Annotated in this window: 16 protein-coding genes and 2 pseudogenes; 8 read left to right on the top strand and 10 right to left on the bottom strand. The window is 68.4% G+C overall.

From position 1 onward, the window contains the following. Positions 1-177 precede the first annotated feature (177 nt). Positions 178-585, top strand: a complete 408-nt coding sequence (locus OVA11_RS07635) for a TIGR01244 family sulfur transferase (RefSeq protein WP_268066883.1) — start codon at positions 178-180, stop codon at positions 583-585. A gap of 117 nt (positions 586-702) precedes the next feature. On the opposite strand, the gene OVA11_RS07630 is transcribed toward OVA11_RS07635, so the two are convergent. Next, on the bottom strand, positions 703-849 hold the full coding sequence (locus OVA11_RS07630; RefSeq protein ID WP_268066882.1) for a hypothetical protein: 147 nt from the start codon (positions 847-849) through the stop codon (positions 703-705). Between the two features lie 181 nt (positions 850-1,030). Between OVA11_RS07630 and OVA11_RS07625 the strand changes: the two genes are divergently transcribed. Beyond that, a complete protein-coding gene (locus tag OVA11_RS07625) occupies positions 1,031-1,924 on the top strand; it encodes an MBL fold metallo-hydrolase (RefSeq protein ID WP_268066881.1) in 894 nt (297 codons plus the stop codon). A 7-nt stretch (positions 1,925-1,931) separates the two neighbouring features. Here the strand turns inward: OVA11_RS07625 and OVA11_RS07620 are convergent, their stop codons facing one another. Then, entirely contained in the window at positions 1,932-4,937 is a 3,006-nt protein-coding gene (locus OVA11_RS07620; protein ID WP_268066880.1) for a long-chain-fatty-acid--CoA ligase, read from the bottom strand. A 237-nt stretch (positions 4,938-5,174) separates the two neighbouring features. On the opposite strand from OVA11_RS07620, the gene OVA11_RS07615 reads away from it, so the two are divergent. Next, positions 5,175-6,935 (top strand): ATP-binding protein, encoded by a 1,761-nt coding sequence (locus tag OVA11_RS07615; protein WP_268066879.1) that lies wholly within the window; start codon positions 5,175-5,177, stop codon positions 6,933-6,935. Positions 6,936-6,999: 64 nt separating this feature from the next. Here the strand turns inward: OVA11_RS07615 and OVA11_RS07610 are convergent. Further along, positions 7,000-7,092, bottom strand: a pseudogene (locus OVA11_RS07610) (hypothetical protein); the annotation flags it as partial. 87 nt (positions 7,093-7,179) lie between these two features. Continuing rightward, a complete protein-coding gene (locus tag OVA11_RS07605) occupies positions 7,180-8,679 on the bottom strand; it encodes a bifunctional aminoglycoside phosphotransferase/ATP-binding protein (protein ID WP_268066878.1) in 1,500 nt (499 codons plus the stop codon). A gap of 144 nt (positions 8,680-8,823) precedes the next feature. Between OVA11_RS07605 and OVA11_RS07600 the strand changes: the two genes are divergently transcribed. Then, positions 8,824-9,444 (top strand): TetR/AcrR family transcriptional regulator, encoded by a 621-nt coding sequence (locus OVA11_RS07600; RefSeq protein ID WP_268066877.1) that lies wholly within the window; start codon positions 8,824-8,826, stop codon positions 9,442-9,444. 11 nt (positions 9,445-9,455) lie between these two features. Here the strand turns inward: OVA11_RS07600 and pdxH are convergent, their stop codons facing one another. Continuing rightward, complete coding sequence (gene pdxH / locus OVA11_RS07595) at positions 9,456-10,124, bottom strand: pyridoxamine 5'-phosphate oxidase (RefSeq protein ID WP_268068923.1); 669 nt, start codon at positions 10,122-10,124, stop codon at positions 9,456-9,458. Positions 10,125-10,229: 105 nt separating this feature from the next. On the opposite strand from pdxH, the gene OVA11_RS07590 reads away from it, so the two are divergent. The 3 genes from OVA11_RS07590 to OVA11_RS07580 all read left to right on the top strand — a co-directional run bounded on the left by OVA11_RS07590 (position 10,230) and on the right by OVA11_RS07580 (position 12,031). After that, on the top strand, positions 10,230-10,928 hold the full coding sequence (locus OVA11_RS07590) for a DnaJ domain-containing protein (RefSeq protein ID WP_268066876.1): 699 nt from the start codon (positions 10,230-10,232) through the stop codon (positions 10,926-10,928). A 229-nt stretch (positions 10,929-11,157) separates the two neighbouring features. After that, positions 11,158-11,574, top strand: a complete 417-nt coding sequence (locus tag OVA11_RS07585; RefSeq protein ID WP_010918800.1) for an organic hydroperoxide resistance protein — start codon at positions 11,158-11,160, stop codon at positions 11,572-11,574. A 10-nt stretch (positions 11,575-11,584) separates the two neighbouring features. Next, positions 11,585-12,031 carry a MarR family winged helix-turn-helix transcriptional regulator gene (locus tag OVA11_RS07580; protein ID WP_010918799.1) on the top strand — a complete coding sequence of 149 codons (447 nt, stop codon included), beginning with the start codon at positions 11,585-11,587 and terminating at the stop codon, positions 12,029-12,031. On the opposite strand, the gene OVA11_RS07575 is transcribed toward OVA11_RS07580, so the two are convergent. Both OVA11_RS07575 and OVA11_RS07570 read right to left on the bottom strand, forming a co-directional pair. Continuing rightward, entirely contained in the window at positions 12,032-12,436 is a 405-nt protein-coding gene (locus OVA11_RS07575) for a DUF4282 domain-containing protein (protein WP_268066875.1), read from the bottom strand. It lies immediately after the preceding gene. 34 nt (positions 12,437-12,470) lie between these two features. Further along, complete coding sequence (locus OVA11_RS07570; RefSeq protein WP_268066874.1) at positions 12,471-13,109, bottom strand: TetR/AcrR family transcriptional regulator; 639 nt, start codon at positions 13,107-13,109, stop codon at positions 12,471-12,473. A gap of 123 nt (positions 13,110-13,232) precedes the next feature. On the opposite strand from OVA11_RS07570, the gene OVA11_RS07565 reads away from it, so the two are divergent. Beyond that, positions 13,233-14,561 carry an oxygenase MpaB family protein gene (locus tag OVA11_RS07565; RefSeq protein WP_268066873.1) on the top strand — a complete coding sequence of 443 codons (1,329 nt, stop codon included), beginning with the start codon at positions 13,233-13,235 and terminating at the stop codon, positions 14,559-14,561. Here the strand turns inward: OVA11_RS07565 and OVA11_RS07560 are convergent. From OVA11_RS07560 to flbD, 3 genes and pseudogenes are all read right to left on the bottom strand, one after another. Further along, a pseudogene (locus OVA11_RS07560) lies at positions 14,558-16,038 on the bottom strand (OprO/OprP family phosphate-selective porin). The gene OVA11_RS07565 and the pseudogene OVA11_RS07560 sit on opposite strands and share 4 nt — an antisense overlap. Positions 16,039-16,077: 39 nt before the next feature. Continuing rightward, positions 16,078-18,180, bottom strand: a complete 2,103-nt coding sequence (gene flhA / locus OVA11_RS07555) for a flagellar biosynthesis protein FlhA (RefSeq protein ID WP_268066872.1) — start codon at positions 18,178-18,180, stop codon at positions 16,078-16,080. Between the two features lie 266 nt (positions 18,181-18,446). After that, a complete protein-coding gene (flbD, locus tag OVA11_RS07550; protein ID WP_268066871.1) occupies positions 18,447-19,814 on the bottom strand; it encodes a sigma-54-dependent transcriptional regulator FlbD in 1,368 nt (455 codons plus the stop codon). Position 19,815 lies beyond the last annotated feature (1 nt).

The following is a 19,815-nucleotide window of genomic DNA, read 5'->3' as shown; positions in this document are numbered from 1 at the left end:
AGATCTGATTTTTCACAAATCTGTTTTATTGTTCCGTCGTATTTGAGCAACGTTCTTGCGCCGAAGCCTCCCCCTTGGGCAGGTCGATCTGTCCGCCGCCCATTGCCTAGGCGCCGCATGCTGGCGAAGATGTCCGGGCGGTGAAATCGCGCCGCGCGTACCTGAGATCCGACCCGCATGAGCGACTTCCGTTTCGTCACCGAATCCCTGTCCGTCAGCCCGCAGGTCGATCCGGCCGACATGACGCGCGCCGCCGCCGAAGGGTTCGTGCTGGTGATCAACAATCGTCCCGATGGCGAGGATCCCGGCCAGCCGTCCAGCGCAAGCGTGGAGGCGGCCGCCCGGGCCGCAGGCATGGACTATCTGCATGTGCCTGTGCGCGGCGGCCCGACACCGGATCAGGTGGAGATCATGCGCGCAGCGTTCGAGGCCGCCGACGGTCCGGTTCTGGCGTTCTGCCGCTCGGGCACCCGGTCGATCGTCACCTGGTCGATCGGTCAGGCGCTGGCGGGCGTGGATCGTGAGACCCTGGTCGCCCAGGGTTACGCGGCAGGATACGATCTGTCGGGCGTGCTGCCCGCCTAGAGCCTGTCTGGTTTAGATGGAAACATCTAAACCAGATAAACAGGCTCTAATTCATAGACTTAGAGCGCGTTCGAGCGGTTTAACCGCTCACACTTAAACCTGACGCGCTCTAAACCTCTAGAAGGCGGCGGACTCGCGCGCCGCCATCGGCGTCGGTTCGGCCTCGCAACTCGCGAGGACGAACTGGGCCAGGATGATACAGAGAATGGCGAAGGCCGCGCGCTGGAGCCGTTTTGATACAAAAATCGCCGCGTCCGCCGCCATGGCCGGTTCTCCCTCGGATACTGGAGAGCCGCAGCGCAAGACCGGCGCCGTCCGAGAGCGTGACAGCCGAAAGTGTGAGCGGTTTCGGCGGCAATCACGCTCTAAGTGTTTGATTTAGAGCCTCGTTATCGCGTCAGAACGATTCCGTTTTGACGCGCGAGGCTCTAGCAGGAGCGATCCGATGATCCCCTTCGTCCGCGAGCTTGAGTTCGAGTACGGCCGCTGCGATCAGGTCAGCCCGCTGATCCGCCGGGTGATCGCGCGCAATCCGGGGCCGTTCACCTTCACCGGGACCGGGGTCTACATCGTGGGCCGGGGCGAAGTGGCGGTGATCGATCCGGGCCCCGACCTGCCCGAGCACTTCGAGGCGCTGAAGGCGGCGCTGTCCGGCGAGCGGGTGACGCACGTGCTGGTCACTCACCACCACATGGACCACAGCCCCCTCGCCCATCCGCTGGCGCAGGCGTTCGGCGCCAAGGTCTATGGCCTGCCCGCGCCGAGCGATCATGGCGAGGCCGCCGGGCCCAGCCTGGAGGAAGGCGACGACGCGCGGTTCCGCCCTGATATGATCCTGTCCGATGGCGAGGTTCTGGCGGGCCCCGGCTGGACGCTGGAGACCCTGGCGACGCCCGGCCATACCTCCAACCACCTGTGCTTCGCCCTGCGCGAGGAAAACGCCCTCTTCTGCGGCGACCACATCATGGGCTGGTCGACCACGGTGATCACCCCGCCCGACGGCGACATGGGCGACTATTTCGCCAGCCTGGCCAAGGTGCGGGCGCGGGGGTTCGAGACGCTGTGGCCCACGCACGGCGCGCCGGTGCGCCAGGTCGCGCCCTTCATCGACGCCTATGTCGCCCACCGCCGGGCGCGCGAGACCCAGATCCTGGAGACCCTGGGCGCGGGCCCGACCACCATCAAGGCGATGGTGCCCAGCCTCTACGCCGCCGTCGATCCGCGCCTGCATCCCGCGGCGGCCCACTCGGTGCTGGCCCACATGATCCAGCTGGTCCGCGAGGGCCGGGTCGTCACGGCCGGCGAGACCAGCCTGGACGCTGAATACCGCCTCGTCTGAGGACGGTTCAGCGCGCCTTGACCGCCGTCATCAGGGCGCCGATGCGGTCGCAGTTGCGGCCAAGATCCGGCCCTGCGTCACGACCGATGGAGCGGATATCGAGGCGCGAGCCGGCGGCGTCCGGGCGCACCCGCACCACAACGTCGTCGGTCAGACCGTACCAGAAGCTGCTGGCCGTCGCCTCCAGCCGACCGTCCATCGGATCGTCGGTGATCAGGGTCATTCCGGACGCCAGGACGGCGGCCTTGGCCGCCTCATAGGCGTCGGCGGGCGAGCGGCCGCTGACCAGCGGTCGCGCCGCCGGACAGGTCTCGGCGTTGATCTCGGCGATCCGGCGACCGGCGAAGGCCGCCGAGCCGACCGGGAGGCTGGGATCATCGTCGACCAGCGCCGCCGTCCCGCCCCGCGCGGCCAGGGCCGCGTCGGAGAACGAAAGCGGCGTCTTCCAGTCGGTGGCCACGTCGTGGATCGGCGGGGCCTGACCAAACAGCGCCTTGGCCCCGAACATCACGCCAAAGGTCGCGCCGGTGATCAGCAGCGCCAGCAGCGCGGCCTTCCACAGCCGGCCAAAGCCGGCGAACAGGGCGATGACCAGGCCGATCAGGCCCGTCGCGATCCCGGCTTGGGCCGCGCGCGGGGCCCAGTCCAGGGTCATGATGTTGTAGCCGAACGGCAGGTCGATCAGGCCCAGCTTGACGCCGAGAGCGCCGCCGCCGGCCAGGATCGCCGGGGTCAGGGCGACCAGGACCGCAAAGTCCAGATAGGTCGACGCCCAGCCCGGCTTGGCCTTCTTGCCGTCGCTCGCCTTGGCGGTCTTGCCCTTGCGACCGGGCGTGATCGGCACGGCGAACGGCGTGGCCTCGGCGGCGACGGGCCGAGCCTGAGGGGCCTCGGCCTTGTCAGGTTCGTGCAGACGCAGCGGCGCGTCAGCCTCGGACTTGGCGTCCGGCTTGGCCTCCGGCGCCTTGACCTCGGACGCCTTGGTCTCGGGCGCCGTCACCGGCGCGGCGGGCTTGGGCCCTGCGGCGGCGATGGCGGCGGCTTCAGCGATGATCGCGTCGGCGGCGGAGACCGGCTTGGCCTCCGGCGCCGGCGCCTCGGGGGCCTTGGCCTGGACCTCAGGCTCAGCCGCGATCAGCTTGGCTTCGGGCGGCGGCGTCTGGGGCGAGATAGCCTCCGACGCCGCCACGGGCTCCCCCGCCGGCTGGATCTCCTCTTCGCGGGCAGCCTCCGGTGTGTGCAAGACAGCGTCAGCCGCGACCTCTTCGACGGGCTCGGGCGCGTAGATCTTGACCGGCTGGCTTCCGTCGGCCGCCGCCAGGGTCGGCTTGGGCGCGGGCGGACTGGGCTGCAGCGGCGTCTCCGGCAGCTTGTAGCCGTCGTCGGCCAGGCGCTTGCGGATCAGCTTCTTGTCGATCTTGCCGGTGGCGCCCAGCGGGATGTCGTCGACGATCAGCACGTCGTCGGGCATCCACCACTTGGCGATCTTGCCCTGCAGATAGTCGATGAACTCCTGCGGCGTGGCGGTCTCGCCCTCCTTGAGCTTGACCAGCAGCACCGGCCGCTCGTCCCACTTGGGATGGGGCTGACCGACCACCGCCGCCAGGGCGACCTTGGGGTGGCCCACGGCGATGTTCTCGATCTCAATGGTCGAGATCCACTCGCCGCCCGACTTGACCACATCCTTGGCGCGGTCGGTGATCTGCATGAAGCCGTGCTCGTCGATCGTGGCGACGTCGCCGGTGTCGAAGAAGCCCTCGTCGTCGAGGATCTTGCCGCCGGCGCCTCGGAAGTATTCGGCCGCGATGATCGGGCCGCGGATCTTCAGGTGGCCGAAGGCCTTGCCGTCGTGCGGCAGGCGCTTGTCCTCATCGTCCTTGAGGCAGATCTCGACGCCCAGCGGCGGGCGGCCCTGCTTCAGGCGCCAGGGCATCTGCTGGTCGTAGGGCAGCTTGGAGAGCTCGTCGGTCAGCACCGAGAGCGTCCCGACCGGCGAGGTCTCGGTCATGCCCCAGGCGTGGACGACCTCGACGTCGTACTTGTCGTGGAAAGCGCGGATGATGCTCTCGGGGCAGGCCGCGCCGCCGATCACCACCTTCTTCAGGGTCGGCAGCGTGGCGCCGGTGGCTTCCAGGTGCTGCAGCAGCATCTGCCAGACGGTGGGCACGGCGGCCGAGAAGGTCACCTGCTCGCTGTCCAGCAGCTCATAGATCGAGGCCCCGTCCATCTTGGCGCCCGGCATGACCATCTTGGCGCCCGAGCCCGGCGCCGAGAACGCCACGCCCCAGGCGTTGGCGTGGAACATCGGCACCACCGGCAGGATCACGTCCTTCTGCGACAGGCCCATCACGTCGGGCTGCAGGGTGATCAGGGTGTGCAGGAAGTTCGAGCGGTGGGAGTACATCACCCCCTTGGGATCCCCGGTCGTGCCCGAGGTGTAGCAGAGGCCAGCGGCCGTGCCCTCGTCGAAGCCGCCCCAGGCGCAGTCGGCGTGGTGCTGCTCGACGAGGTCCTCGTAGCAGAGCAGACCCTTGAAGTGCGGCGCATCGCCCGCCGGGGCGAAATCGGCCGGCATGTGCGCGCGGTCGGTGAAGACGACCACGTACTCCACGTGCGGCAGGCGCGGCAGGATCGCGGCGATGATCGGCAGGAAGGTCAGGTCGGTGAAGATGGCCCGATCGCCGGCGTGATCGGCGATCCAGGCGATCTGCTCGGGGAACAGGCGCGGATTCAGCGTGTGGCACACCGCGCCGATGCCCATGATGCCGTACCAGGCCTCCATGTGGCGGCCGGTGTTCCAGGCCAGGGTCCCGACCCGGTCGCCCGACTTGATCCCCATGCCCAGCAAGGCGTTGGAGACGCGCTTGGCGCGGTCGCGGATCTGCCCATAGGTCGTGCGGACGATCGGTCCCTCGACCGAACGACTGACGACCTCGCGGCCGCCGTGCCACATCGCGGCGTGATCGATGATCTTGTCGAGGGTCAGCGCCCCGTGCTGCATCAGCCCCTGCATCGGCCTTCAGCTCTCCCGTCTGCTTATCGTTGTTAAGACAAGGCTATCGGTGTGCGGCGCAACACGCAACGCGCCGCGCTCATCGCGCGAGCAGGAATGTGCTCCAGTGTCGAACGGCTGACGCAGCGCGATCATAGGTCGCAGGCGTCGTTCAGGGACTTTTGGTTGCGGGCGGTCGATATTTCGCCGTGCGGTGAAGGTGCTTCGCTCGTTCTGAATTCAAACCTGTGAGGCGACTTGGGCTGGTTGGCCAAGGCATGGTCCGACGAGCGGCTGGATGAGGTCGCAGCCGACACCTATCGGTTAACGTTGTCGCGCCTGATCTCGGCCGCGCTGGTGGCCGTGATCATGGTCTTCGCCCTGGGCCCGGCGATCTCGGCCGTCTGGCTGCTCAGCCTCTATGTGGGCGAGGGTCTGGCGCTGCTGATCACCCGCAGGTTCAAGGATGGACGCACCGGAACCCCGCGCGAGCGGGCCTGGTTCGCCTGGGCTTCGATCCCGATCAATATCAGCTGGACCACCCTGGCGATCCTGCTGTGGCTGCACGGCGAGGAGCTGATGAAGATCGCCGCGGTGGCGATCTGGTGCGGCCAGGTGATCTACACCCAGAACTTCCGTCACCAATCCGCAGCGCTGCTGTTGCTGAACGGGCTGACGCCGATGGCCAGCCTGCTGATCTTCCCGTTCTTCTTCATGCCCGACGCCAGCGCGGCGGCCCAGACCGCGCGCTGGGGCCTGGTGCTGCTGGTCGGCACCACCCTCAACGTGATGATTCAGAATCGTGCGGCGGCGCGACGGATGGACGAACTGACGCGCAGCCTTCGCGAGGAGCGCGAGAAGGCCCTGGAGGCCGCCCGCGCCAAGTCGACCTTCATCGCCGTGACCAGCCATGAACTGCGCACCCCGATGAACGGTCTGCTCGGCATGGCCCACGCCCTGCAACGCTCGACGCTGGATCCGGTCCAGCGCGAGCAGATCGCCTTGATGATCAAGTCGGGCGACAGCCTGATGCAGCTGCTGAACGACGTGCTGGACCTCTCGCGCGTCGAAACCGGCAAGGTCGAGTTGGCGCCGATCGACATGAGCTTGCAGGACCTCGTCGGCGAAGTCGTTGATGCGTGGCGCGACGCGGCGGTGTTCAAGAACCTGTCCCTGAGCGTCGACTACGCGCCGAACCTGCCGGCGGGCGTGCATGCCGATCCGCTGCGGATCCGCCAGGTCGTCACCAACCTCGTCTCGAACGCCATCAAGTTCACCGTCGACGGCGGCGTGAGGCTGGAGGTCGCCGCCCGCCCTGCGACCGGCGGCGATCAGCTCGTCTCGATCACCGTCGCCGACACGGGTCCTGGCGTGCCGGCCGACGCGATGGAGCGCGTGTTCGAGAGCTTCACCCAGGCTGATCAGACGATCTCGCGCGAGCATGGCGGGGCGGGTCTTGGCCTGTCGATCGCCCGCGCCCTGGCCCGTCAGATGGGCGGCGATCTCGTCCTGGTCCCGTCCGGGCGGGGCGCGTGCTTCGTTTTCACCTTCGCAGCCCCCGCCTGCGCCGCGCCCGTCGCTGCGCCTGAGGAGGTCGGGGCGAACGGCGACGCGCTTGGGCCCCTTCAGGTGCTGATGGCCGAGGACAACGCGATCAACCAGCTGGTGGTCCGCACGATGCTGGAACCGCTGGGCGTGGCGCTCACCGTGGTCGAGAACGGCCAGGAGGCCCTCGAGGCGATGGCCGAGCGGCGGTTCCACTGCGTGCTGATGGACATCAACATGCCGGTGATGGACGGGATCACCGCCCTGGAGGCCATCCGCGACGGCCGCACGGGAAACCCCGCCATGCCGGTGATCGCCCTGACCGCCTCGGCGATGACAGGCGATCGCGAGCGGTTCCTGGGGCTGGGCTTCGACGACCACCTGGGCAAGCCGGTCAAGCCGGTGGACCTGATCACCGCCATCGCCAAGGCCGTGAACCCCGAACCACCGAACGCGGGGCGTCGAGCCGCCTGAGGGTCTTGGACGTCTTGCGCGCTCGCCGGGAGCGTCAGGTTTCTGGAGGCGACCTTGGGGCCGGTTACGACCCACACTTGCCCCCTCCGCGCCTTCGGCGCTCCTCCCCCGGAGGGGGAAGAAGGGAGCGAACCTTCCGCCCCCTATGGGGGCGGACGACCATGCGAAGCATGGTCCGGTGGGGGCCTGCGGCCTGTCCGCATTCCACCCATCACAGACTCCCTAAGGGTCTGCTCAGCCCCCCCTACCCCATCGCCTCCGCGAGCGCTCGCGCCTCGTCCTCGAACGCGCTGACGGTGTCGACCTTGCGCCAGGTGATTTCGCCGGCGTCGCGGGTGAGCTGGGTTTCCAGCACCGCCACGTCGGCGTCCGAGGCGTCGTTGACGCGGGCGGCCACGCGGGCGCGGAGCACTTCGGGCGGCGCCTCCAGCCAGACGCCCAGGAAGGCGACGTCGCAGGTCTTGGCCAGGGCCTCGGCGCGGGCGCGCTCTTCGGGCTTGAGGAACACCGCGTCCAGCACCACCGAGCGACCGGCCTTCAGGCAGAGCTCAGCGTCATGGAAGAGCTGGTCATAGACCCTGGCGCTCATCTCCGGCGTATAGGCCTCGCGCGGCAGCCGCTGCAGCGACGGCACGCCCCACAGGCGCTTGCGGATCTCGTCGGTGCGCAGCACCACCGCCCCGGGCGCCGAGCCCAGACCCGGCGCGCAGACGCGCGAGAAGGTCGACTTGCCCGAGCCGGACAGCCCACCCGCCGCCACCAGGCTGACGGGCCTCGGGGCCAGGTGCTCCAAGGCGGTCTGCAGATAGGCCCGCGCGGCCTCGTCGTCGCCGGTATAGGCCCAGACGTGGGTGCGCACGGCGGCGCGGACCGACAGCATCAGCGGCAGCGCCGCAAGGCCCGTCCACAGGCCGTCGCCGAAGGTGCGGGCGGCCTCGTCCAGATAGGCGTTCAGCACCCGACCCGCCGCATCGCGACGGCGGCGGAAATCCAGGTCCATCAGCAGGAAGGCCAGGTCGTACTGGATGTCGATGTCCGACAGGGTGTCGTTGAACTCGATGCAGTCGAACAGGATCGGCTGACCGTTCTCGATCAGGATGTTCCCCAGATGCAGGTCGCCATGGCAGTGACGGGCGAAGCCCTCCCCGGCGCGGGCGTCCAGCAGGGGCCCCAGGCGCTCCAGGGCCAGATCCGTCTCATGCACCAGACGCTCGACGGCCTGCTTGCCCAGGCGCGGCGCCAGGCCCCGCAGCAGGTTGGCGTTGGAGCGGATCGTGTAGCCCAGGGCCGAAACCCCGCCGCCTTGCGGGCGCAAGCTGGCCCCGGCGTGGAAGCGCGCCACGGTGCGGCCCAGCGAATCCTCCAGCGCGTCGTCGATGGCCCAGGGCTGGGTGGCCAGCACCCCATTCTGGTCGAAGCGGCGCATCTCCAGCAGGTACTCGACGATCTCACCCTCGCCGTCGATCTCGATGCCGCCGTCGCTCGCACGCGTCAGGCGGCGCACCTCGCGGTAGATGTCCGGCGCGGCGGCGCGGTTGAAGCTCAGCTCGCGCTCCAGCGCCCAGCGCCGCAGCTCCAGCGTGGAATAGTCGAGAAAGCCGAAGTCGACCGGCCGCTTCACCTTAAAGGCCGACTCGCCGATCAGGAAAACGCGTGCGCACGACGTCTCGATCGTGTTCTCCGCCCGCTCGCCAAACCAGGCGGCCACTTCCTGCTCGCGCGCGGCTTCCGCGTCCTTGATCACGCCGACAATCCCATCTTCCCGCGCTCGAAAACCGGCGCCGGGGCTCCATAGCCCAAACCGGCTCGCAAGTCCCCTCGCGCACTCCTTGCCTCGCGCCGATTTTCGCGATTAGATTGTATTCAGCAAGCCATGGCGGGTGGGTTGATGCTGGTTGGGGCGGGTCTGAAGCGGTCGGGGCACAAGCGCGAGGAGATCCTGGGCTCGGCCAGGGCGCACTTCCTACGCGAGGGTTATGCGGACGCGGGGATGGAGGCGATAGCCCGGGCGGCGGGCATCTCGACCGCCACGCTCTACGCCTATTTTCCCAGCAAGGCCCACCTGTTCCGGACGATCGTCATGGAGACGGTCAGCGGCATCGCCGCTCCGGTGCGCGAGGCCGTGCGCGTCAAGGGCCACGCCCGCGCGCGGTTGATCGCCCTGTCCACGGCCTATGCGACCTTCTTCTCGCGTCCGGACACCCGCGCCATGTTCCGGATGGCGACCACAGAGCGCCGTCGGTTCCCGGAGGTCGCAGACTATTTTCTGCAAAGCGCCCGCGACGAGCTGGGCGGCGCGGCGATCGCGGTCATCAACGACCTGGTGAAGACCGGCGAGCTCAAGGTCGACAAGCCGTCGTGGGCCGCCGGCCAGCTGCTGGGCATGCTGGATCACGTGACCCTGGTTCTGGGCCTGGCGGCGGGCGACGATGTCCAGTCCCGACGATCCGTCCGCAGCATCGCGGACGACGCGGTCGAGACCTTCCTGGCCCGCTACGGCGCGCGCTGACGGGTTGTCCCCTAGGGAAACAGCCGCTTCGTCGTCCAACCGCCCTCGGCGCGGTCGAAGACCAGCCGCTCGTGCAGGCGGAAGGGACGATCGCGCCAGAACTCGATCGTCACCGGCGTGATCCGATAGCCTGACCAGTGCGGCGGGCGCGGCACCTTTCCGAGGCCGAACTTCAGGCCCATCTCGGCGACGCGCTTTTCCAGGGCGTGACGATCGGGCAGCGGCCGCGACTGGTCGCTGGCCCAGGCGCCGATCTGGCTGTGGCGGGCGCGGCTGGCGAAATAGGCGTCGGCCTCGGCCTCGGTGACCGGCTCGACCGTCCCGCGGATCCGCACCTGGCGGCGCAGCGACTTCCAGTGGAACAGCAGCGCCGCCTTGGGATGGGCGTTCAGTTCCTGGCCCTTGGCGCTCTGGGTGTTGGTGTAAAAGACAAAGCCGCGCGCATCGAAGTCCTTCAGCAGCACCATGCGCGAGTCGGGCATGCCGTCGGCGTCGACCGTCGAGACGGTCATGGCGTTGGGATCGTTCGGCTCCTTCTTGCCCGCCTCTTCAAGCCATTCGGCGAACAGGGCGAACGGATCCTCTTCGCTCAGCAGCGGCGGGGGCGTGGCCTCGCGCACCTGGCGGACATAGTCGTCCTCGCTGGGCGAGGCGGGGATCAGGGTCGGGTCGGCGCTCATGGCGTGGATATAGTCCTCATGCGATGGCGCGACCACCATCCAGCGCCCCAAACCGAAAGTCTTAACTTAACCGGGCGTTGACCATCGGGACTCCAGGGTCGGCGGATGACCGCCCGGCAATCCGCCCTGACGCTTTCCGCCGCCCGCGCCTTGCTTGGCGTGGCGGCCGACGCTGACGAGCGCGAGCTGCGCAAGGCCTATCGCGAGGCGGCCAAGCGGGCCCATCCGGACCGTCCGACCGGCGATGCGGCCCTGTTCCGCGACGTGCTGGCCGCCTATCGCCTGCTGCAGGACACCCCGGTCGTCCGACATCATTTCCCGCCGGCCGTCACCCCCCCGCCGATCGCTGACCGGGTCTTTCTGGAGATCGACATCGCCACAGCCCTGTCGGGCGGCGCCGAGGAGCTGGTCATCGACGGTCGGCGCCTGCGCTTGAAGCTCCCCGCCGGCCTGCGCGAGGGCGACAAGGTGCGGGTCGAGGGTGTCTGTTTCGAAGTCCGCCTGCGCGCCCAGGACGGGGCGATGGTGCGCGGCGACGACCTCTGGCTGACCGGCAAGGTCGATCCGCGCGTGCTGGCCGAAGGCGGCCGGGTCGACGCCGACACGCCGCTGGGCCCCCGCCCCGCCTGGATCTCGACCAAGGCCGCCGCCCGCGGCCTCGTGCGCCTGCCCGGCCAGGGCCTGCCCGCCCGCGCCAACCACAAGCCCGGCGACCTCTTCCTGCGCCTGGAAGCGTCCGAAGGCCGTGGCGAGAGCCCGGCCCGCTCCCTGCTGAAGCGTTTCGCAGCCGCCTGGGCGGCTTAGGGCGTTCTCCCAAATCCTCCCCCTAGCGGGGGAGGTGTCGGACCGAAGGGACGACGGAGGGGGAAGCCCTCTCCGCAATCTCAGCTTTACTTCCCCCTCCGGCGCTTCGCGCCACCTCCCCCGCTAGGGGGAGGATTAATCGCGCGCGATCTTTCTTCACGAGTCGCCCTTGAATTCATATCGCACGCGATTAAATCGTTCATACGATTTCAAGCCAAGGAGCTTCCCGATGACCACCCTCTACACCACCCGCGCTACTGTCGTTGGCGGCCGTGAAGGCCACGCCCGCACCGAGGACGGCCTGCTGGACGTCCAGCTGTCGATGCCCAAGTCGCTGGGCGGCAAGGAGACCGGCACCAATCCCGAGCAGCTGTTCGCCGCCGGCTACGCCGCCTGTTTCCAGAGCGCCATGGGCCATGTCGCCCGCACCCAGAAGATCGCCCTCGCCGGCTCGACCGTGACCGGTCAGGTCAGCCTGGCCACCGCCGAGGTCGGCTTCCGCCTGGAAGTGGCGCTGGAGGTCGAAACCCAAGGCCTGTCGCAAGCCGACGCCGAGGCCCTGGTTGCGGCGGCCCACGCGGTCTGCCCCTATTCGAACGCCACGCGCGGCAACATCGACGTGGCCATCACCACCAAGGCCGCCTAACAGGGTTCCCATGAGCCAGAAGCCCGCGTCATCCGACCAGCCCGTCGAGATCCTGCGTCTCGACAACCAGCTGTGTTTCGCCCTCTACGGCGCGGCCAACCGGATGACGCGGCTCTATCGCCCTTTGCTCGACGCCCTGGGCCTGACCTATCCGCAGTATCTGGCGATGCTGGTGCTGTGGGAGGCCAGCCCCCGGACGGTCGGCGCCTTGGGCGAGGCGCTCGACCTGGATTCCAGCACCCTCACCCCGCTGCTCAAGCGGCTGGAGGCCGGGGGCCTGGTCACCCGCGACCGCGATCCGGAGGACGAGCGGCGGGTGATCGTCGCGCTGACCGACAAGGGCCGCGCCCTGCGCGATCAGGCGGTGACGATTCCCGAAAAGGTCTTCTGCGCGCTGGACATGCCGCTGGAGGCGATGGGCGTCCTGCGCGATCGCCTGAAGACGGTGGCCAGGTAGCTACTGAGCTTCCGACGCTGCCTTCTGGGCCTGACGCGCCCGCTGGGCGGCGTGGTCGGCGTCGCTGGTCTGGCGCAGGGCCCGCAGGTCCTCGCTGATCCGGAAGATGGCGACGTAGAACTCACAGAAGGCGCGCCACAGCAGCACCAGGGCGCCCGCCACCAGCAGGCCCGCGACCAGCACGGGGAAGGCCAGCAGCAGCGAACCGACGCCCGGCTCCTTCAGCGCCAGGCCCACGGCGGCGCCGACGACGGAAAAGCCGAACAGGGCGACGACCCCAAGGCCCGCCCAATAGATGAAATGAATCACCGGCCCGGTGACCAGGCGATCAAACGTCAGAAGATCCCAAAGCAGCGAGCTGGACCCACGCTTGGACTTGTTGGCCGGAGGCATACGTAACCCCAAGACGGCGAAAGGCGCCTCTTTGAGGCCATCGCTATCAGCGACCGGCCCGCTCGGCAATGCCGTGCGGGCCTGGCGCGCTCTTCGCCTCGATCAGCGCCAGGATATAGCCCTCCATCAGCCGGACCAGTTCGTCCTCCAGACGCTGCGGATCGAGCGCCAGTTCGGTCTCGATGGTCGCCGCGCGCAGCAAACCGATGACGGCGTGGGTCAAGACGAACCCGGCTTCCGGAGTCATGTCGAACTCGAACCGGGCCTTGCCGGCGATGGCGTCGAAGAACAGGCGGTGATGCCGCATCACCGCCGCGTCGCCCGCCTCGCCGGCGAAGGCGTCCAGCAGGGCCCGGCGAGTCGCGGGCGTCCCCTCGAAGGCGGTGGCCAGGGTCCGCACGATCATCCGCACCGCGCTGATCTTGGGCCCGTCAATGACGATCGCTGCGATGCGGTCACGCGCGGCGGCGGCCTGTCTCTGGGCCAACGCCGCCAGGATCGCCTGCTTGCCCTGGAAGTACTGGTAGAGCGTGCCGACGCTCACCCCGGCCCGCTCGGCGATATGGTTGGTCGTCAGGGCCCGGACGCCGCCGTGCTCCAAAAGTTGAAAGGCCGCCTCGAGAATCGCCTCGACCGTCGCCTCGGACCGCGGCTGGCGCGGCGTTCGCCTCGTCTTTTCAGTCACTTGCCGGATCGTTTCCACGCTGCCTGGCCCTGCGGGCAAGGCGAGTAGGCCCCTGGGCGACGATTACATAGGCTGAGATCAGAGACGAGGGTCCGCGTGGGACCGCCGCCCTGGGAGGATCGCATGAACACCGCTCTGGAGAGGGTTCGCGCCAAGGTCGCCTCGCAGAAGCAGGCCCTCCCTGCCCTTTACGGCGACGTCGATTTCGACCTCACGCCCGAGCGCTTCACCGACGATCCCAAGACCAGCATCGCCCCGCGCCTGGCGCACGCGAAGCTCGATCCCGACAAGCTGGCCCTGATCAAGGCCTACACCCTGCTGGGCGACGTCGTGGCCGACGCCTATGCGGCGCTGATGCCGAAGTACGGCTTTCGCCCCCTGATCCAGATGCTCACCACGGCCTGCGATCAGGGAATCGCCGCCGTGCCCGACGCGCCGCCGGAGCTGGCCGCCTTCATCGCCGACATGGAGCGCGTGCCCGACTGGCTGGACATGGACATGGTGCGCGAGGGCCAGAAGCTGGACCGCAACGCCGCCGCCAATCTGGGGCCGTTCGCGATCCGGGGCGCGTTCATCGCCACCTTCATGAACAAGTACGCCGCCCTGCCCATGGCGCTGACCGGAACCCTGTCGAACGACACCGCCGCCCGCCGGGTCAATGAGACGGCGACCTTCTTCACCACCACCCTGCTGCCGGGGTCGCTGGAGCGTCACGGGGCGGGGTTCAAGGCCGCCGCCATGGTGCGGCTGATGCACTCGATGGTGCGGTTCAACGCCCGGAAGCGCTCCAACCTGTGGGACGTCGGCGTCTATGGCATCCCGATCCCGCAGGTCGACCAGATGCCCGCCGGCCTGATCCCGATCTTCCTGATGAGCTACAAGATCGTGGCCACGGGCCGCACCGTCTTCACGCCCGAGGAGCGCGCCCGCGTCGAGCTGGCCCGCTATCGCTGCTTCCTGCTGGGCCTGCCCGAGGACCTCCTGGCCGACACCCCGCAGGGCGTGGTCGACACCATGAACGCCCGCAGCGCCACCTTGCGCGCCGGCTTCGACGACGCCACCTGCGGCGAGCTGGTCCGCGCCACCCTGAACGCCTACCTGCCGCCCGATGAAAGCCCCGAGAATAGGCTGTTCGACAAGGTCGAGCGCGGCTTCGCCAAGGTGTTCTTCCTGAAGAACTTCCTGAACGGCGACCGCGCGGCGGCGCGGCGGATGGGCGTCGAGATTGGTCCGCGCGACATCATGCTGTTTGGTCTGGTGGCGCTGCTGGTCAGCAGCCGGCTGGCCGCCTATCGCCTGGCGCGCAACGTGCCGGGCGTCGCCGACCTCGCCGACCGAAGGCTGGTGGCCCGGCTGAAGAAGCAGCTGGCGCGCTACGGGCACGCCGAGTTCACGAGCGACGCGGAGCAGTACCGCCCGGCGCCGGGCGCGAAGGCGGCCAAGGCAGGCTAGAAGTCCAGCTCCATCCGCGCGCCCGCGACATTGACCTTGTAGTCGCGGTCGCCGTTCCGCAGCGGCGTGGCGTCCTGGTAATCGAGCAGGCCGTAGTTGAGATGGAAGCGGAGGTAGCCAAGCGGCTGCCAGATCAGCGCCGCCAGCCAGGCGTCTTGCTTGCCGCCGACCACGCCGCGATCGTTGAGGTCGAGGTAGTCGTAACGGACATTCACCTGCAGCGCTCCGACACCGCCGCCGCCCAGCGGTTTGGAAGGTCTGGTGCGACTAAACTGGCCGCTCCGGTAGCCCCGCGTATCGCGCGTCAGAAAGTAGCCGAGCTCGGCATATCCGCCGAAGAAGGTCGGGCGCGTCCCGGTCTTCAGTTCCGCAGTCTGCCAATAGGTCTCGGCCGCGCCGTGCCAGCGGCCGCTGACAAAAGCGCCCTCCAGGCCATAGTGAACCTCTTCCTCGACCGGCAGCACAGCGGTTCCGATCAGGCGGCTGTTGCTGGTGTGGACATAGGGGCGCTGACGATAGCGGGTCCCGGCCTCGGTGACGCGCTTGAGGGTTCGCCAGTGGGCCGACCCGCCCAGATGCAGCTGGGTCTGGCCAAGCTTTGGCGCGTAGACGGCCCGCCCGTCCAGCCCATGGCTGTTGTTCTCGTCGCCGCCTTCGGGACCGTCGCTGCTGTTGGCGAGCGCCTCGATGTCATCGGCGAACAGGCCGCCTTGCAGAACCCAGGGGCCCTTTACGTACTGGGCCGAGACGCCCAGGCGGCGTTCGAAGTTGAACGCATCGGTGAAGGCCGCGCGCTCCATGAACGAGCCGATGGTGTCGCCGGTCAGTTCGTCCAGCGACTGGAACGGGTTGTGATTGCCCACGGCCAAAAGCCAAGAACCGGTCTCGTAGGTCACGACGGTGTCGACCAGATTGACGGCGTTGTCGGAAAGCTCCAGCTCCAGCTCGTAGCCGACGCCAGCGCCGAGCTCGCCCTCCCCCCCTAGTCGGATGCGCCGCATCTCGGCGCCATAGCCCAGGCCTCGATCCACCAGACCCTTCGGCGCATCGACCTGGCCGACATCGATCTGAATGCGCCCCTTGGCCTTGAAGCTGCGGTCACCGCTGGTGAACTGCGGAGACCCGCGCCAGGTGATCTCGGTCGGCGTCGAGGCGGGCTTCGCCGCCGGGGGCGAGGCCGTGGCGACGGTCGTCGCGGCCGGCGCAGGCGGCTGTATGGCGGGGGGCGCGGCGGGCGCGGTCGTCAGCGGAGCGTTGGTGACCGCGTCGAGCCGCCGCTCCATCTTTTGAAGCTGAGCGCGCAGGTTGGCGATCTCGTTGCGAAGCGCGGCCACCTCGTCGGGGCTCAGTTGATCCTGGGCCAGAGCGAGGTTGGGCGACAGACAAGCGCCGGCCGCGACAAGCGCGACGAGAGACGTGAGGACGGGTTGCAAGACACCACCTTGGGACAGCGCTTCGGTCCACCTTCAATTGTCACATTCCGGCGACCTTTTGTGAAAAATCGTCCGTACTCCCCCTAAACCATCCCGACCGTTTTCAGACGCGCGCGGGGGTGGATCTCGTTCTGACTCATGACCACAGTCTGGCCGCGGAAGCGCTCGATGATCGAGCGGACATACGGCCGCACCCCCGGGCTGGTCAGCAGAACCGGCGCCTCGCCGGCCAGGGCGGCGCGCTCGAAGCTGTCGCGGACGCCGCGGATGAAGTCCTGCAGGCGCGAGGGCGGCAGGGCCAGCTGCTTGTCGTCGCCCGGACCGATCAGGGCTTCGGCGAAGGCGTGCTCCCAGTCGGCCGACAGGGTGATGATCGGCAGGGCGCCGTCGTCGCCGCGATTGGCCCAGCACAGCTGGCGGGCCAGGCGCGCACGAACCTGCTCGACCAGCTGGGTGACCGACGCGGTGTGCGGCGCGGCCTCGCCGACGCCTTCCAGGATCTGCGGCAGGTCGCGGATCGAGACCCGCTCGCGCAGCAGCGACTGCAGCACCCGCTGGACGGTGGTGGCGGTGACCGTGCCCGGGATCAGGTCGTCGACCAGCTTCTTCTGCGTCTCGGGCAGCTCCTTCAGGAGCTTCTGCACCTCGGCGTAGGACAGCAGGTCCGCCATGTTCTCCTTGAGGATCTCGGTCAGGTGCGTGGTCAGCACCGTGGCCGGGTCCACGACCGTGTAGCCGCGGAAGGTGGCCTCCTCGCGCAGATCGTCGGCGATCCAGGTGGCGGGCAGGCCGAAGGCCGGCTCGCGCACGTGCTCGCCCGGCAGTTCGACCTGGCCGCCGCGCGGGTCCATGCACATCAGGCAGCCCAGGCGGACCTCGCCGGCGCCGGCCTCCATCTCCTTGATGCGGATGGCGTAGCCTTGGTTGGCCAGGCGCATGTTGTCGAGGATGCGCACCGGCGGCATCACGAAGCCGTACTCGCTGGCCAGGGTCTTGCGCAGGGCGCGGATCTGGTCGGTCAGCTTGCGGCCGTCCAGGTCGTTGATCAGGGTCAGCAGGCCATAGCCCAGCTCGATCTTGACGTCGTCGATGGCCAGGGAGGCGCTGATCGGCTCCTCCTCCGGCTCGGACGGTGCGGCGGCCTCGAGGTCGGCGGGGTCGAGAGCCTTGGGCTTCTTGGCGTCCTGGACGCGCTTGTAGGCCAGGGCCCCGGCGGCCAGCGACATCGCCGCGAACGGGAAGATCGGCATACCCGGGATCAGGGCGATGACGCCCGACGAGGCCGAGACCATGCCCAGGCCCACCGGGTTCATCGCCAGCTGGGTGGTCAGGGCCTTGTCGGCCGAGCCTTCAACGCCGGCCTTGGACACGACCATACCGGCGGCGATCGAGATGATCAGGGCCGGGATCTGGCTGACTAGGCCGTCGCCGATGGTCATGATGGTGTAGGTCGAGGCCGCGTCGCCGAACGGCATCTTGTGCTGGACGACGCCGATGATGATGCCGCCGATGATGTTGATGGCGGTGATGATCAGGCCGGCGATCGCGTCGCCCTTCACGAACTTGCTGGCGCCGTCCATGGCCCCGAAGAACGTGCTTTCCTGCTCCAGCTCCTTGCGGCGGATCTTGGCCTCGTCCTGACTGATCAGGCCGGTCGATAGGTCGGCGTCGATCGCCATCTGCTTGCCGGGCATCGAGTCCAGGGTGAAGCGGGCCGCCACTTCGGCGATGCGGCCCGAACCCTTGGTCACGACCATGAAGTTCACGACGATCAGGATGATGAAGACGATCACCCCGATGACGAAGTTGCCCTGCATCATCAGGTGACCGAAGGCCTCGATCACCGCGCCGGCCCCGCCTGTGCCTTCCTGGCCGTGGCTCAGGATCAGGCGGGTCGAGGCGATGTTGAGACCCAGTCGGAACAGGGTCGTGACCAGCAGCACGGTCGGGAACGAGGTGAATTCCAGCGGCTTCTTGATCAGGATCGCCGTCATCAGGATCAGCACCGATCCCGTCAGCGAAATGGCCAGCAGCACGTCCAGCAGCGGCGCCGGAACCGGGATGATCAGCAGCACGATGATGCCGACCACGCCCAGGGCCAGGCCCATCTCGCCACGCATCAGCCCGTCGAGCAGCGACTTGGGGCTGGGCATCGAGCTGGCGTTCGGGGCGGCGGCGTCGGCCATTCGGAACCTTGAACCGGGGATGGAAGCTAGGCTTTCGCTTGGAGCGATTTGCGGCCCGCCGCCATCTTGTTAACCAAATTTTTCGCGGCGCGGCGCCGGACCGATGGTCGCGGCGGCGGCCAGATCGATCTGGAGCTTTGCGTCGTCCTCGCCCTTCGACAGGCTCAAGGTGAGGACGAATGAAGCGCCGGGCCAGGCATAGAAAACCTCGCCTTGAGCTTGTCGAAGGGCGAGGTTTTCGGTCCCGCCACCTCGACGCCTTGGTCTTAAGCCGCAGCCCCGACCCCGCCCTGGGGCGGTGGCACCGACACGCCGGCGTCCGAATATTCCTTCAGCTTGTTGCGCAGGGTGCGGATCGAGATGCCCAGGATGTTGGCCGCATGGGTGCGGTTCCCGAGGCAGTGTTCCAGGGTGTCGATGATCAGCTGCTGCTCGACCTCGGCGACGGTCGAGCCGACGAAGGCGCGCGAGGCGGCGTCGGCGGCCATCTGAGCGCCGCGGGCCACCGCCACGTCCGGCGCCGGGGCCATCGGCTGGCCGTCGGGCAGACGGATGGCGAACTCCTCGATCTCGGGGCCCGCCGACAGCAGCACCGCCCGATGCATGGCGTTTTCCAGCTCGCGGACGTTGCCCGGCCAGCGGTGGGCGATCAGGCGGCGCTTGGCCTCGGCCGAGATCGGCTTTTCCTCGATGCCGTTGGCGGCCGAGTACTTCTTCACGAAGAACTCGCACAGGCTGATCACGTCGGCCGGACGCTCGCGCAGCGGCGGCAGGCGCAGGTTCACGACGTTCAGACGGTAGAGCAGGTCTTCCCGGAACGTCCCGTCCTTCACCGCCTGGGCCAGGTCGCGGTTGCTGGTGGCCAGGATGCGGATATTGACCTTGACCGGCTTGGAGCCGCCGACGCGATCGATCTCGCGCTCCTGGATGGCGCGCAGCAGCTTGGCCTGCAGGCGCACGTCCATCTCGCTGATTTCGTCCAGCAGCAGGGTGCCGCCGTCGGCCTCCTCGAACTTGCCGATGCGGCGGGCCATGGCGCCGGTGAAGGCGCCCTTCTCATGGCCGAACAGCTCGCTCTCCAGCAGGTTCTCGGGGATGGCGGCGCAGTTGACGCTGATGAACGGCGCCTTGGCCCGGCGCGACTTGCCGTGGACATAGCGGGCCATGACCTCCTTACCCGAGCCGCTCTCCCCGGTGATCAGGATCGAGGCTTCGGAGGGGGCGACCTGGTCGGCCAGCTTGATGACCTGTTCCATGGCCGGGTCGCGGACGACCATCGGCTTTTCATCGTCGGTGACGGCGGCCAGGACGGCGGCGATCAGCTCGGCGTCCGGCGGCAGCGGGATGAACTCCTTGGCCCCGGCCTTGATGGCGTTGGCCGCGCGCATCGGATCGGCGTCGACGCCGCAGGCCACCACCGGCACCCGCATCCGCTCGGCTTCGTTGGCGGCGATCAGCCCGGCGATGTCGAGCACATAGTCGACCATCAGAAGGTCAGCGCCCTGCCCCGCCCGCAGCGCGTTGGTCGCCTGCTCCGTCGTTTCGACGTGCGAGACCTTCGCGCCCGCGCTCATCGCCATCTTCACGGCGACCGAGAGCTGCCCGTTCAGTTTTCCAACGACCAGAAGCCGCATC

The organism is Caulobacter sp. SL161 (assembly GCF_026672375.1).
GTDB lineage: Bacteria > Pseudomonadota > Alphaproteobacteria > Caulobacterales > Caulobacteraceae > Caulobacter.
This window is presented reverse-complemented; position numbering and strand designations above follow the sequence as displayed.